General features: G+C 38.2%; 12 protein-coding genes. 11 read left to right on the plus strand and 1 reads right to left on the minus strand.

The genetic code is table 11. From position 1 onward, the window contains the following. Nucleotides 1–167: 167 nt before the first annotated feature. Nucleotides 168–1514, minus strand: coding sequence for an amino acid permease (locus ACFSR0_RS00160; protein WP_379978820.1), 1347 nt, complete (start codon nucleotides 1512–1514; stop codon nucleotides 168–170). Nucleotides 1515–1749: 235 nt separating this feature from the next. Here ACFSR0_RS00160 and ACFSR0_RS00165 point away from each other — a divergent pair, with 235 nt between their 5' ends. The 11 genes from ACFSR0_RS00165 (at nucleotide 1750) to ACFSR0_RS00215 (ending at nucleotide 12562) form a co-directional block, all read left to right on the plus strand. Then, nucleotides 1750–2655: an AraC family transcriptional regulator gene (locus ACFSR0_RS00165; RefSeq protein WP_379978693.1), complete on the plus strand. Its 906-nt coding sequence runs from the start codon at nucleotides 1750–1752 to the stop codon at nucleotides 2653–2655. 190 nt (nucleotides 2656–2845) lie between these two features. Next, the gene (locus ACFSR0_RS00170; protein ID WP_379978695.1) at nucleotides 2846–3712 is read left to right on the plus strand and encodes a GRP family sugar transporter; all 867 of its coding nucleotides are present in this window, start codon (nucleotides 2846–2848) and stop codon (nucleotides 3710–3712) included. Nucleotides 3713–3731: 19 nt separating this feature from the next. Further along, nucleotides 3732–4745 carry a Gfo/Idh/MocA family oxidoreductase gene (locus ACFSR0_RS00175; RefSeq protein ID WP_379978697.1) on the plus strand — a complete coding sequence of 338 codons (1014 nt, stop codon included), beginning with the start codon at nucleotides 3732–3734 and terminating at the stop codon, nucleotides 4743–4745. A gap of 152 nt (nucleotides 4746–4897) precedes the next feature. Beyond that, a complete protein-coding gene (locus ACFSR0_RS00180) occupies nucleotides 4898–5290 on the plus strand; it encodes a hypothetical protein (RefSeq protein ID WP_379978699.1) in 393 nt (130 codons plus the stop codon). Between the two features lie 97 nt (nucleotides 5291–5387). Further along, the gene (locus tag ACFSR0_RS00185; protein ID WP_379978701.1) at nucleotides 5388–6134 is read left to right on the plus strand and encodes a DeoR/GlpR family DNA-binding transcription regulator; all 747 of its coding nucleotides are present in this window, start codon (nucleotides 5388–5390) and stop codon (nucleotides 6132–6134) included. A 12-nt stretch (nucleotides 6135–6146) separates the two neighbouring features. Then, entirely contained in the window at nucleotides 6147–6983 is an 837-nt protein-coding gene (locus ACFSR0_RS00190; protein ID WP_379978703.1) for a Cof-type HAD-IIB family hydrolase, read from the plus strand. Between the two features lie 15 nt (nucleotides 6984–6998). Continuing rightward, the gene (locus ACFSR0_RS00195) at nucleotides 6999–9773 is read left to right on the plus strand and encodes a sigma 54-interacting transcriptional regulator (RefSeq protein ID WP_379978705.1); all 2775 of its coding nucleotides are present in this window, start codon (nucleotides 6999–7001) and stop codon (nucleotides 9771–9773) included. Nucleotides 9774–9951: 178 nt separating this feature from the next. Beyond that, on the plus strand, nucleotides 9952–10386 hold the full coding sequence (locus ACFSR0_RS00200; protein ID WP_379978707.1) for a mannose/fructose/sorbose PTS transporter subunit IIA: 435 nt from the start codon (nucleotides 9952–9954) through the stop codon (nucleotides 10384–10386). Further along, nucleotides 10383–10871 carry a PTS system mannose/fructose/N-acetylgalactosamine-transporter subunit IIB gene (locus ACFSR0_RS00205; protein WP_379978709.1) on the plus strand — a complete coding sequence of 163 codons (489 nt, stop codon included), beginning with the start codon at nucleotides 10383–10385 and terminating at the stop codon, nucleotides 10869–10871. Before ACFSR0_RS00200 ends, ACFSR0_RS00205 begins: the two co-directional genes overlap by 4 nt. A gap of 18 nt (nucleotides 10872–10889) precedes the next feature. After that, the gene (locus tag ACFSR0_RS00210; protein ID WP_379978711.1) at nucleotides 10890–11717 is read left to right on the plus strand and encodes a PTS mannose/fructose/sorbose transporter subunit IIC; all 828 of its coding nucleotides are present in this window, start codon (nucleotides 10890–10892) and stop codon (nucleotides 11715–11717) included. 14 nt (nucleotides 11718–11731) lie between these two features. Continuing rightward, entirely contained in the window at nucleotides 11732–12562 is an 831-nt protein-coding gene (locus ACFSR0_RS00215) for a mannose/fructose/sorbose PTS transporter subunit IID (RefSeq protein WP_379978713.1), read from the plus strand. The last annotated feature ends 57 nt before the right edge of the window (nucleotides 12563–12619 follow it).

Genomic DNA, 12619 nt, shown 5'->3' on the forward strand with positions numbered 1-12619 from the left:
AGCAAGTGAACGTCTTTGTATTTGTTGTCGCTAGTATTATGTTTGGAGAATCCTGTTACTTTTGGTACAAAAAAAGACTATTAAGAGCGTAGTTAGTGATTACCAAGAGTACAAAACAACACACCCCCAGCTGACCATTCAGCTGGGGGTTATTTTATAGAATGAGGTTAAAGAGATTCTTTGTCCATGACTTGAACAGTTGGTTTCCGATAACTAAAGAACATAATCGCATACAAAAGAGCCGTTAAAAGGGTGATAGTTGGCGAATTATTCACAATAATTCCCACGAAGATCAGAGTTAAGCCAATAAAAGCAAGACCACTAAAAATCAAATGACGGCGATGATTGGTTTGTTTGGCTAACAGGAAAGCTGCTACTGTTAATAATCCCCAAGTAAGTAGGACTGTGTAAGACAAGCTACCCACTAAATAACTGAACAGTTTTTCGCCAAGAAAATAAGAAATAATCACTCCTAAGTAGAGGGTACCTGTACAAAATAAAACAGCATTTTGCGGTACTTGGTGATGATTTAACGTGGTCATTTTTTTTGAAAAGCTACTAGGACGATCATGTAAACGGAAAAAGAGTGTACGTGATGAGGCATAAACTCCGGAATTAATTGAAGAAAAAAGAGCTAAAATAATCACGAAATTCACCACATCCGCTGCATAGGGAATATGCATTTTTTCAAAAATCAAAACAAATGGGCTAACTTCACTGGTAGCCAAGGTATGCCAGGGATAAATAATCAATAAGAGCAGCATTGGAATCAAGTAAAAGGAAATAATGCGGCCCATTACCCCACGAATCGCTCGAGGAATCGCTGTTTTGGGATCCTCTGTTTCACTCACTGTTATCGCAATTAATTCAGAACCACCATAAGAGTAGATGACAACTAATAGCGAGCTGATGATACCTGAAATGCCTAATGGCGCAAATCCTCCATGGCTGTTCATGGCCGAAACAGTAGGGATCAAACCATTAACTAAAGCATGCTTGCCAACTAAGTAAAGACCAAATACAATCAGTAGCATGATGACGGCTATTTTTGCTAAAGCTAGCCAGTATTCTGTCTCTGCAAACAGGCGAACGGAATACAAGTTAATAAAGGTCGTTAATAAAGCAAGTCCGAAGACGAACACCCATACAGGCACAGTTGGGAACCAAACTTGCATAAAACTGGCTAAAGCCACCGCCTCGGCAATAATATTGATGATCCACATTGACCAATAGAGCCAATCGATAAAATCCGCTGCGTGATCCCCTAAAACAGGCTGGACAACACCGGACATGCCACCTTTGATTGTTTCTTGGGACAAGACCAGTTGTCCTAATCCAGTCATAACAATAAACAAGAGCAATCCACCTAATAAAAAAGCTACTAAGACGGCAGGACCAGCAAGGCCAATCGCATTGCCACTGCCTTTAAAGAGTCCAGCACCGATTGCGCCACCCAAAGCAAGCATCGTAATATGGCGAGTAGTCATTTGTTTTTGCAATTTTTTTTCCATAATGTTCTCTTTTCTCATTCAATTTAAGCATCGTTATAAGTACTTCACAATTCTCTAATGATAGCAAAAATTTTAAGATTTCTGCGGATATGTGAGGGGTTTCTCATGCTGTACTCATCAATTTTTTATCAACTATCGATAAAGATGGGAGGCTTGCAAGTAACAACTAAGACGAATGAACCGAAGATATGTTATTATAAAGCAAGCAAAGACGTTACAAAATCGGAGGAATGGGCAGATGAAACAGTATTTTGTTTCAAGAAATAGTCACTCTTATCCTATTCAGGTAAATGATCAATTGGTTTATATCAGTAAAGTCTCCGTTGCTGATAGAGACCATCCACGAACGATGCATGCGCATGAAGATTTGGTGGAAGTGATTCTTATTACGCAAGGAAATGGTGATATTTTTATCGGCAATCGCTATTTTCCAATTAAAAAAGGTGATTTGATTGTGTACAATAGTACCGTTGTTCATGATGAGCTTTTTAGTAGTCAGCCGGTGTCGTTGTATTGTTTAGCTTTCAAACAATTGGAACAAACTGATTTGCGACGGAATGCGTTAATTCCTGATGATATTCAACCCATCTTTCAAACGGGCCAACAGTTTGAGCTACTTAAGTCGTGGTTTGCCTCAGCTTTCTCTCTCTTGGAGAGCGAAGTAAATGGTTATGAACAGCTGGCTCAAAAAATGAGTGAAATTATTTTAACGTTTTTAAGAGAAAACACGTTTCAAAAAGCGATTAAAAATGAGATTGAGGATCATAAACTTGCTGCGGTACGGGACATCAAAACATATATCGACAATCACTTTGCAGAGGATTTTAAATTAAAAGATTTCAAAGAACAGGGGAGATGGGCAATTAATGAATATTATTTTGCTCATAAGTTCAAAGAATTGTATGCCTATTCTCCCATCGAGTATCTTCAACGGAGGAGAATTGGGGAAGCTCAGACAATGTTGATTAATACAGACTTATCCTTGACGGCCATTGCGCACCAAGTCGGATTGAATAGTTCAACTTATTTTTCAACATTATTTAAAAAAATGGTTAATATGACACCAAAAGAGTACCGCATGAAATATACGTTGAAAGAAAAGAATCAAGGAAAAGAGCAAGATAGTGAAAAAGATTCCTTTTAAAAAAATAAAAATCGTTACGTTGTAACGGTTTTTATTTTTTTATTTGAACAAGATACCAAAAATAAATGGATTCGCTTTCTTTTATAATGTGAATACAAACACAAATAAAGAGCTGAGAAAAAATATTATGAAATTATTCCTTTTATCATTGCCTTTTTATTTGTGAAAAAAAATATAAGGAGCGGTAAATATGGGCAATATCTTATTAGGTCTGGTTCCAGCACTCATGTGGGGGTTGCAACCGTTAGTGATGCAAAAAATTGGTGGCAAGGCAACCAATCAACAAATGGGGATGTCAATGGGCGCCTTACTTTTTTCCATTGGTGTCATGATTTTTCACCGTCCAGATGCTTGGGGAATGAATTTGATCATAGCTTCCTTGCTTTGTGGGGTTGTTTGGTCGTTCGGTCAAATTAACCAAATTAAAAGTTTTCATATTATTGGGGTTTCGCGAGCAATGCCTATTTCAACGGGAACACAATTAATTGGTACATCATTAGTCGGCGTGCTTTATTTTCACGAATGGACACGAACTATGCAATTTGTCTTAGGAATTTCAGCACTAGTTCTATTCATTTTAGGGGTCTCTCTGACTGCTTTTCAAGAACAAGCAGAAGAAGTGTCAGGAAAAGTGAATATGAAAAAAGGTGTAATTATTTTATTAATGTCTTCTGCAGCATTTGTGTTGTACGCGGTCATTCCACGTGTGGCAGGTATCAATGGTTGGGATGCAGTTTTTCCACAAGCAATTGGCATGTTTTTAGGATCCATGCTCTTCTGTTCCTTTGAAAAGGAGCCAGCTATTTTTGGTGCAAAATCATTTCAAAATATCGTAACAGGCTTCTTCTTCGCCGTCGCAAATGTCGCTATGATGTTATCAAATGAGGCCAATGGCGTTGCTTTAGGCTTTACCCTTTCACAGATGAATGTCATTGTTGCAACGCTTGGAGGTATGTTCATTTTACATGAAACGAAGACGACTAAAGAAACGAAATATACTTTAGGTGGCTTGATTCTTGTGGTTGCTGGCGGAATATTAATCGGTTTGACGAAATAATAAAAATGGAGGAAAAAAAATGAGTACAAAAAAACTTCGTGTAGGCGTAATTGGTTGTGGAGCAATTGGGCGAGAACATATCCATCGTTTGATGACCGTTGTCCCTTCAGCTACAGTTGTTGCAGTTTATGATTATTTTGAAGAAGCAGCACAAAAAGTTGCTGCTGCATATGAGGGAATTGCTGTCTTTCCGAGTGGGGAAGCAATTATCGAAAGCGAAGCCGTCGATGCGGTATTGGTTGCGACGACCGATGATACCCATGCTGGTTACGTGATGCATTGTTTAGACAATGAAAAATATGTATTTTGTGAAAAACCTTTGGCCCTGACGGCACCAGAATGTGAAGCAATGTTAGCCAAGGAGAAAGCGATTGGCAAGCGTTTGATTCAAGTAGGTTTTAATCGTCGCTTTGATGTAGGTTACCGTGAAATGAAACAAGCCATTAAAGAGGGTGAAATCGGCGAACCGCTCATGATTCATAGTGCGCATCGTAACATTTCTCAGGCTCCAGGATTCGAAACAGATTATGCCATTACTCGAGTTGCTATCCACGAAATTGATATCACACGTTGGTTGTTAGAGGAAGAATACGAGGAAGTTCAAGTGTTGACAGTCAAACAAAGTCGTCGAACAACTGGTGATTGGTTGAACCCGCAATTAGTCATGTTTAAGACAGTCACCGGTCAACGAGTTGATGTAGAGGTTCAAACAGATGGGGCGTATGCTTATGATATTCAATGCCAAGTTGTTGGAGAAGATGGGACATTGAATTTGCCAGATCCGGCTAAAGTTTGGAAGCGAACAAATCAAAGCTTCTCGTATTCTCTAACAGATCATTGGGCAAAACGATTTATTGAATCCTATGATACAGAATTTAATGAGTGGGCTGAATCGGTAGTAGCAGATCAATTGGTTGGTCCGAGTGCCTGGGATGGCTATGTATCCTGTGTGGTTTCGGATGCGTTGATTCTTTCAAGAAAAACGGGAGTACCAGAAAAAATTAAACTAGTTGAAAAAGCAGATATTTATTAAAGCTTTTGAGTAAATAGGTGAACAAGCAAAAGTCTCGAAAAACTTCTATTGATAATCATTAATGGAAGTTTTTGGGGCTATTTTGTTAGACATGTAGTGCTTCTAAGAAAGTTGTGGTATCGTAATGGAAAAAAGGAAGGGAAGAAGTACTGATGTTCTTAAAAGAAGAAAAGTTCTGTGAGTATCTAAATGAATTATTTCCGGAACAACATTTTGAGAAGGGGCATTCCGTCATATCTATCAATGTAGTGCAACTTCAACCTATTATGAGTTGTGTCTATATTACAGATGATTGTGTCGCAGCAGCCAAGTATAATCGCCAATTCCAAATTTTTAGCGATGGGCTATGCTTTGAAAAAAAACAACTGCAATCCATTGTGTTTCGAAAAAAAGGATTGGGTGGGGTGTTAAGCGTTCAGACTTCAGAAAAATTGCCTAATGGTCAGCCAATTACGCTACAATTGACACTATCATCCCTGACTGGAACGAAATGGCACAAAAAAAATTTTCAAACCATCAGTACATTGTACCAAGAGCATTCCTAAGCAGGAATGCTTTTTTTTAATTTGAAAAAAATACAAATGATTAAAAACGCTTGAAAATACTTATGATATTTCGTACACTAAAGTTGAGGTGGATGAAATGTATCAACAAGAACGTATACAGAAAATTTTGCAGCTTTTGCGCAACAAAGGAAGGCTGACTAAGCAAGAAATCATGACAACCTTTGCTATTTCCTCGGATACCGCTCGAAGAGATATTCTCGAAGTATGCCAATCACCAGAAGTTATTCGTACCCATGGTGGCATTATGTTAGCAAATCAAGATCAGCATGTATTTGATTTTTTTCAACGAGAACATATGGCACAACCTGAAAAAAAGCGCATGGCTCGATGCGTAGTTGAACAACTTGAGGAAGGAGGCGTCTACTTTTTTGATGTGTCAACAACAATGGTTTTAGCAGCAAAGGAAGTGAATGTTGCTTGCAGTATCTATACCCATTCTTTAGATGTTGCTTTTGAGTTGGCAACAAAGGAAAAGGTCACCATTCATTTGCTGGGTGGGGTGTTTGATTTTGCCAACCGTTTCTTTTATTCACCAACGGAGGTAGCGCTTCTGAAGCAAGTCAAATTTGATCAATGTTTTCTTGGAGGGGCAAGTATTGAGCCCGAGGGTGTTTTTTTTAAAGAGCAAACGAATGCTAGCTTAAAGCGTCAAGTTATTCAACAGAGCCGATTGGTAACTTTAGTAGCGGAGCATCAAAAATTTTCTAAACAAGCTACGTACTTGGGCATTTACTTTCCAGAAATTTATCAGTTTATCACAGATCAAGAATTAACTATAGATGAGAAAAAATATTTCAATAAAGCGATAAAAATTTGCCGATAGTGAGGAGTAAGAATGGAAAAAAAACTTGTCATTTCAGATATTGATGGGACATTGTTAAATGAGGAGCACCAATTAACAGAAAAAACGATACGAGTGGTTCACCAATTAACGAAGGAGGGTGTGCCATTGGTGTTGGCTTCTGCACGTTCACCAAAAGCAATGGAACACTTGGCTCGTCAATTGCAGATTGAAACGCCACTTGTCTGTTTCAATGGCGCACTAATCATGCAAAAAACGAAAACAAGGTTTGATCCATTGTACAGTGTTTCATTAGAACGGATAGATGTCATTTTAGTGTACCAGTTACTTCGACAACGGTTTCCCAATATTCAAGTAAGTATTTACTCGAATGATCGATGGCTCGTCGAAGAAAAAAATTGGTGGGTGCAGCAAGAAGAAAAGATTGCTGAAATTTCAGCAGAAGTTATCGATGTACCGAACTTTTTAAAAGAGTACCACCCAGTTCATAAAATGTTATGCATGGGTTCAGAGGATGAGTTGCATTTGGCGAGTAAAGAATTGGAAAACTTAGGAATAATCGGGATAACAACGGCTTTTTCAAAACCTACCTATCTAGAAATTGTGAATAATCAAGTTTCAAAATTAGCTAGTCTTCAATTTCTTTGCCAATTTTATGATATTTCTTTGAAAAATACTGTCGCAATTGGTGATAATTATAACGACATGCCAATGCTTCAGTATGCTGGAATTGGTATAGCGATGGGCAATGCCCCCTTGGCGGTAAAGGAAATCGCAACCCTGCAAACAACCTCGAATAAAGAAGAAGGGTTTAGTAAGGGTTTGGCAAACTGTTTTGGATTGGATATAATGGACCAAAAAGTGTTTTAAAAGGCTGGGGAAAGTATGAAACGTTTGGAGAAAGTGTATCAACAATTAGTCAATAATTGGGAAAATGTCAGTGAGAAGATGATTTTTGAAGTACAAGGTTCCTCTGCAACGGAATTGGCCGAAACATTAGGAATTACCCGCGCCAATGCTAGTTTGGAGTTGAATAATTTGGTTCGTCAAAAACGAGCCATCAAGATTAAACGTTACCCTGTTCGTTATTTGCCAAAAAGTGTTTTGGAAGGGTTAACAGACTATCGCTTACGGCTGTCAACCTATGAAGTGACAACAATACAAGAGGTGCTAGTAGGGGATCAACACACAACACCTCTTGTTGTGCGCAATCCTTTTGAATTAATGATTGGGCACAATGGTAGCTTAAAAAAAGCTGTTTCTCAAGCAAAAGCAGCAGTTCACTATCCCCCAAACGGACTGCATATGTTGGTACTGGGTCCTACTGGTTCAGGCAAAACATTTTTTGCAAACAAAGTTTATCAATATGCTATGTTTGAAAAATTGCTTACGCCTGATGCCCCTTTTGAAAGTTTTAACTGTGCGGATTATTACCATAACCCACAATTGTTGTTGGCGCAATTGTTTGGCTATGTCGAAGGAGCGTATACCGGGGCAAATATGGATAAAGCCGGGTTGGTTGAGAAAGCAGATGGAGGAATTCTATTATTAGATGAAATTCATCGTCTGACACCTGAAGGACAGGAGATGCTGTTTTACTTCATCGATCATGGGCGATTTAATCGTTTGGGTGAAACAGGGTTTTCAAGAAAGGCCAATGTATTGATTATTTGTGCTACGACAGAAGATCCCAATTCTTCATTACTTGAGACATTTTTAAGACGTATTCCGATGACCATTCAAATTCCTTCATTGAATGAACGTTCAGTAAAAGAAAAAATTGAATTAGCCAAATTCTTGTTCGAAAAAGAAGCCAAACGGGTGAAGCGAACGTTTTTAGTGGACATTGACGTAATGGATGCATTAATTCATCTGGTTGCGTATGGCAATGTGGGTCAAATGCAATCACAAATTCAACTAATTTGTGCGCAAGCATTTCTGCATCGTTTGCATGAGGCCAATGAAATAACGATTGGTATCCATGATATGCCTGAAGAATTAATGGGAACGTGGCGATCAAGCAGTCAGACTATTCAACGATCAAAGGAACTGGAAGAATTACTTGATATTACAACTAGGATTGATCCTGTTGAGCGTTCGGAACAGGACGATGACGAAACAAATGGCTTGAATATTTATGAGATTATTGAAGAGAAAGTGAAAATTCTTGAAGGGGAGGGAATTGGTGAGGATCAAATTCACCAGTACATTTTAACTGATTTACATCTTCATGTAAGAAATTTTGTTAACAACCAACAAATTAATTACAATCTGTTGAAATTTATGGACCCGAAAATTTCAAATTTAACCATTGAATTAAAGAAAATTGCAGAGGAAGCCTTGCAAAGTCGCTTTGATCGAAAATTTCTTTATTACATTGGCATGCATCTGGATGCATATTTTCGACGAGAAAAAGAAGAGAAGCGTCTATCACAAATGGATATTCGAGAAGTGAAAATGGAACATCAAAGAGAGTATTATGTCGCACGGTTATTCAAGTATAAAATTGAGGAAGTTCTCGCTATCCAGTTTCCAGAAATTGAAGTAATTTACTTGACTATGTTACTTGTGTCCATTGAATCATTAGAAGAAAAAGAGCGTGTCAATATTTTAGTTATTGCTCACGGCAATGCAACGGCTACGTCAATGGTACAAGTGGCGACCGAGTTGTTAGGCTCAGCACCTATCTATGCATTGGATATGCCTCTGACAGTTACTCCTGATGAGATGAAACAAAAAATTTTGGCTCAGTTGCGCGAAATGGACGGTGCATCGGGCATTCTCCTATTAGTAGATATGGGATCTTTGGCAATGATGGAAGAGGCATTAATTAAAGAATCTGGTAAAAAAATTAAAACCATTCCTAATGTGACAACAGCGATGGTTTTAGATGCAGTTCGGAAGATTAATTACATGGATTTAGGATTAGTGGGAATTTACTCTTCCATTGTGAAAGATTTTCTTTCTTCGGTTCAATTACAGATGCAGCAAGGAGGGCGAGCAAAGGTCATCTTAGCCATTTGTACAACAGGAAGTGGTACAGCTGCTAAAATTGAAAAAATGGTTGCAGAAATTATTGAACAAGGAGCAGACGAAACAATTCGGACGATTACGCTTTCGAGCATCGGCTTGCAAGAGCAACTTCCAGCAGTTATGGATCAGTATCATATTCTGGCAACGGTTGGAACTACGAATCCTAAAATTGATGCGCCACATATAACTTTGGAGGAGCTGATTGAAGGAACCGGAGAAAAAACACTTCGAAAAATTGTGGGTGGTCCAGCGTTGAAAAAACAGCGGAGCAAACGAAAAAATGTTGTTGTAAAAGATTTGTGTCAAGATACATTAAATATGTACTTGGTATACCTGAATCCCTATTTATTATCAGATATGTTATTGGATTGGACCAAGGAACTGCAATTAAAAATGCAAAAACAGTTTTCAAACACATTGTTGTTAAAATTAGTTGTCCATACGGCCTTTGCCTTTGAACGTGTTGTGAAGCAAAATCCTTTGTCCTATCATGATGTGGCCAGTTCAGAGGTGCAGAAATTGGTTCAAATTGTGACGGAAACATTGGCGCCATTAGAAAAACAATTACTGTTGGAATTAACGGATGATGAAAAATTCTATATCGCGGAAGTCATTGCCGCAGATTAGAACTGTTTTATTCTCTAAAAAGAGTGTTTCAGTTTGAATGAACATAGCAAAAGAGTGTTTCCTTAAATGGAACACTCTTTTTTTGTTATAAAAAAAGCCTTTGGAAACACTCTTTTTCCATGAAACACTTTTTTGGCACGGGACTTGCTTATACAAAAATGAAAGGGGTGTTGAATGAATGGTGAAAATTATTATTAGTGGACATGGTGATTTATCACTGGGAATTGTCGATGCATTTGAAATGATTTTTGGTCATGACAATGAAGTTAAAGCCATTCCATTTGAAAAAGGCGAAGGGCTACCGCAAGTGCAAGCTAAATTCACAAGAGAGATAGAGCAATTATCAGATGAAGAAGAGATTCTATTTTTAGTGGATGTCTATGGGGGAACACCATATAATGCGGCAGCGCAGGTGGTCTATGGCAAAGAATTCGCAGATATTTTAACAGGTGTTAATTTACCAATGGTTTTAGAAGCGGCAATCAACAAAAAGCAATGCTCATTAGCGGAATTGGTTAGTCATTTAAAGCAAGTTGCTCGTGAAGGAATTAAATGTTTTACAGAAGAAATGAATCGTGTGCAAATAATTGATGATGAGGAGGATTTATTATGAAAATTGAATTAGCTAGAATAGATGACCGGTTTATCCATGGACAAGTGTTGACAAAATGGGTAAAGCTTCGACCAATCAATCGGATTATTATCGTTTCGGATGCAGTTGCTCAGGATGAAATGCGTAAGACGTTGGTTTTATCGGTAGCACCGCCGAATGTTAAAGCCAGTGCAGTGACTGTTGATAAGATGGTTCGTGCGTATCAGTCACCACGTTATACAAATGATAGTGTGATGCTTTTATTTGAACGACCAGAAGATATTGTTGAATTGGTTGAAAAAGGAGTTCAATTAAAGGAAATTAATGTAGGTGGTATGCGTTTCGAAAAAAATCGTCAACAAATCACGAAGGCAGTAAGTGTTTCTCCAAGTAATGTTGAGGCATTCAAAAAACTGCATGAATTAGGGGTTCGTTTAGAGTTAAGACAGTTACCTAGCGATACAAGTATCGATTTTTATCAAGAATTATTATCAAAATTAAACTAACAAAGGGAGTGAATAAGCATGTCAATGATTCAGGTTATTTTGTTATTAATTGTTGCAGGCATTACTGGGATGGGGAGCGTTCTAGATGAAGCCCAAACACACCGACCATTAGTTGCTTGTACATTAGTAGGACTCGTTTTAGGTGATGTCACCACAGGAATTATTCTAGGGGGGACATTGGAAATGATGGCGCTTGGATGGATGAATGTTGGTTTGGCAATGGCCCCTGATACAGCAATTGCCTCAGTCATTTCTACGATTCTCGTGATCACTGCGCATCAAGGAATTGGTGAGGGAATCGCGATTGCTGTTCCTCTAGCAGCAGCTGGTCAAGCTTTAACCATTTTTGTGCGAACGATTACTGTTTTCTTTGTCCATAAAGCGGACAGTTATGCAGAACAAGGAAATTTCCATGGAATTGAAATTATGCATATTTTATCCTTGTGTCTACAGGCTTTACGCGTCATGATTCCAACTTTTATTATTTCATTAATTAGTGCAGATGCTGTAAGTGGTTTTCTAAATGGTATTCCTGATGTTATTACAGGTGGGTTGCAAATTGGTGGAGGAATCATTGTTGTGGTCGGATATGCAATGGTAATCAACATGATGGATGTTCCTTACTTGAAACCTTTCTTTTATATGGGCTTTCTTTTTGCAGCATTCACTAATTTCAATTTGGTAGGATTTGGTGGTTTGGGTCTATGCCTTGCGTTACTATTTATCCAATTAAAATACAACGTAATTGGTGGTGGAAAAGGCGGAGGAACACCACAAGCAGAAGGTGTTTCGGCAAATGTAACAGCCAACTATGATGATGATTTAGATGATGATTTGGATGCGTAAGGAGGAAATGAATAATGGAAACAACTGAAAAGAAATTAACGAAAAAAGATTTGAATAACATGTTTATTCGTTCAAACTTCTTGCTAGGTTCGTTTAACTTTGAACGGGTACAAAATATGGGTTTTTGTTTTGTTATGATTCCAGCAATTAAACGACTATATGCACCGGGAAAAGAACGCAATGAAGCATTGCAACGACACTTAGAGTGGTTTAATACGCATCCATGGTTGACAGCTCCAATTTTTGGCGTAGTTGGGGCCATTGAAGAAGAAAAAGCCAACGGTGGTGAAATGTCAGGTACCTCGATTGCTGCAATGAAAATTGGGTTAATGGGACCTTTGGCAGGTGTAGGAGATCCTATTTTTTGGGGAACAGCTCGTCCAGTTTTAGCAGCTTTGGGAGCTTCTCTAGCCATGGCTGGCAGTATTGGGGGACCCTTGTTATTCTTTGTATTAATTAATGCGATTCGGTTGGTCACAAAATATTTTGGTTTGACAATGGGGTATGAAAAAGGAAATGAAATCATTCGTGAGATGGCTGGCGGAGCAATTAAAAAACTGACAGAAGGAGCATCAATCGTCGGGTTATTTGTTATGGGAGCCTTGGTTAGTAAATGGACCACAATTAATATTCCAATTGTCGCAACAAGAATAAAAAATGATGATGGCAAAGTGGTGACACAAACTGTACAAAATGTATTGGATAGTATCATGCCAGGTATGCTAGCATTGATTTTAACACTTTTTGTCGCTTGGTTATTAAAGAAAAACGTTAGTCCGTTATTGATAATTTTAGTTATTTTCCTTGTTGGGATTGCAGGAAAAGCATTCGGATTTTTAGGATAATTGAGTAAAGAGCAAAAGACAAATTCGTTTAAGAAAGACGAATTTGTTTTTTTTTTT

The organism is Enterococcus camelliae, from assembly GCF_042685105.1.
GTDB lineage: Bacteria > Bacillota > Bacilli > Lactobacillales > Enterococcaceae > Enterococcus_G > Enterococcus_G camelliae.

Coding starts and splice junctions, on each gene's coding strand:
- ACFSR0_RS00165 (WP_379978693.1), top strand. CDS start 1,750: ATGAAACAGTATTTTGTTTCAAGAAATAGTCACTCTTATCCTATTCAG.
- ACFSR0_RS00170 (WP_379978695.1), top strand. CDS start 2,846: ATGGGCAATATCTTATTAGGTCTGGTTCCAGCACTCATGTGGGGGTTG.
- ACFSR0_RS00175 (WP_379978697.1), top strand. CDS start 3,732: ATGAGTACAAAAAAACTTCGTGTAGGCGTAATTGGTTGTGGAGCAATT.
- ACFSR0_RS00180 (WP_379978699.1), top strand. CDS start 4,898: ATGTTCTTAAAAGAAGAAAAGTTCTGTGAGTATCTAAATGAATTATTT.
- ACFSR0_RS00185 (WP_379978701.1), top strand. CDS start 5,388: ATGTATCAACAAGAACGTATACAGAAAATTTTGCAGCTTTTGCGCAAC.
- ACFSR0_RS00190 (WP_379978703.1), top strand. CDS start 6,147: ATGGAAAAAAAACTTGTCATTTCAGATATTGATGGGACATTGTTAAAT.
- ACFSR0_RS00195 (WP_379978705.1), top strand. CDS start 6,999: ATGAAACGTTTGGAGAAAGTGTATCAACAATTAGTCAATAATTGGGAA.
- ACFSR0_RS00200 (WP_379978707.1), top strand. CDS start 9,952: ATGGTGAAAATTATTATTAGTGGACATGGTGATTTATCACTGGGAATT.
- ACFSR0_RS00205 (WP_379978709.1), top strand. CDS start 10,383: ATGAAAATTGAATTAGCTAGAATAGATGACCGGTTTATCCATGGACAA.
- ACFSR0_RS00210 (WP_379978711.1), top strand. CDS start 10,890: ATGTCAATGATTCAGGTTATTTTGTTATTAATTGTTGCAGGCATTACT.
- ACFSR0_RS00215 (WP_379978713.1), top strand. CDS start 11,732: ATGGAAACAACTGAAAAGAAATTAACGAAAAAAGATTTGAATAACATG.